This window comes from Mesorhizobium sp. M7A.F.Ca.CA.004.12.1.1, from assembly GCF_003997835.1.
In the GTDB taxonomy this organism is placed as follows: Bacteria; Pseudomonadota; Alphaproteobacteria; order Rhizobiales; family Rhizobiaceae; genus Mesorhizobium.
Window position 1 is genome coordinate 1 of the sequence record NZ_RZRK01001229.1, and the last position, 1,174, is coordinate 1,174.

The following is a 1,174-nucleotide window of genomic DNA, read 5'->3' on the forward strand; positions in this document are numbered from 1 at the left end:
GTACAAGGAGCCGCCCGGCGAAGTCGGCCAGCTCAACCTGATGATCAAGCGCATCGAGGAAAAGCGCGAGGATCTCCGGCAGAAGCGCCGCGATCTCGAGGAGACGCTGGCTGAACTCGACCAGGCCGAGGAATCTTGTGTGGAGCGGCTGGTTGAGCTTGGCGTGAATACCTGAGCGGACTGGATTCTGTCGCGCGTTAGCGTTCGGAATTAGCGGAGACGTCTATTCCTTCGTCATCCTAGGGTCTCCGCGACGGAGCTGCGCTCCTGCTTCGCCCTAGGATGACGAGGTTCGCAAGACTTAGGCTAATCGCCGAAGTGTGCACCTGTCAAACCTCTCCGCGATGGAAACCAGGGGCGCCAGCTCAGATCCAGCGGCGCACGCGTTTGGCGTAGTCGCGGTACTTCTTGCCGAATTTTGCCGCCAGCACCTTTTCCTCGCCTTCGATCGCCATTTTCTGCGTGGCATAGGCGGCGATGAACGCGAGTGGCAGGAACCACACGATGCCCGAGACAAAGGCGACCCCGATCAACAGCAGGGTGTTGGCCAGATACATCGGATTGCGGGTGATGCCGAAGGGACCCGTGGTGACCAGGTGATCGGGCACAGCGTTCGGGTTCAGCGTGGTCTTGGCGCGGACCATGGTGCGGATCGCGGTGACCCAGAGCGCGGCGACGGCAAACAGCGCCACCCAGCCGGTGGCGAAAAGAATATCGCCCAGGAGGTCACCGATCCAGGGCAGGGGATAGAGCAGGCCCAGCGCGATGCTGATGGCGATGGCGGCGGTGTAGATCAGCGGCGGCCACGGTATGAGCCCCGGCTTCGGCTGGTTCTCGGTCATTTGACCCCTTCCTCCATCAACTTGCTGTCGGTCTTGGCGGTACACATGCCGGCGAGATCGGACAGATGCGTCTTCCATTCCGCAGTCTGGTCGTTGTTGTAGAGCCGATCAAGCGTTGCCTCGCCCTCGAGCGTATCGAGCATGCAGACACAGTAGCTCGTACAGAACTCGGTGTCGCGCGACTGCTCGCAGGACAGCTGGCAGGTTTTGAGGAAATTCACCTGCGGGGTTTCGACCTGTGCCGGCATGATCTGCGAGAACAGCCACATGCAGCCGATCAGCAATGGCTGGTGGATCAGGTAGAACGCCAGGCTGTGCCGGCCGATAAAGAC

1 protein-coding gene and 2 pseudogenes are annotated in these 1,174 nt (G+C 61.0%); 1 reads left to right on the forward strand and 2 read right to left on the reverse strand.

Translation table 11 applies throughout. The features are described 5' to 3' along the window. Positions 1 to 175: pseudogene (locus tag EN984_RS39215) on the forward strand (MerR family transcriptional regulator); the annotation flags it as partial. Positions 176 to 365: 190 nt separating this feature from the next. Here the strand turns inward: EN984_RS39215 and EN984_RS35360 are convergent. Then, complete coding sequence (locus tag EN984_RS35360; RefSeq protein ID WP_127267999.1) at positions 366 to 842, reverse strand: isoprenylcysteine carboxylmethyltransferase family protein; 477 nt, start codon at positions 840 to 842, stop codon at positions 366 to 368. Further along, positions 839 to 1,174 (reverse strand): annotated as a pseudogene (locus EN984_RS35365) (DUF1624 domain-containing protein); the annotation flags it as partial. The pseudogene EN984_RS35365 and the gene EN984_RS35360, both read right to left, overlap by 4 nt.

What these genes read in the sequence shown, in the direction of transcription:
- EN984_RS35360 (WP_127267999.1), bottom strand. Translation starts at nt 842, where the DNA reads ATGACCGAGAACCAGCCGAAGCCGGGGCTCATACCGTGGCCGCCGCTG.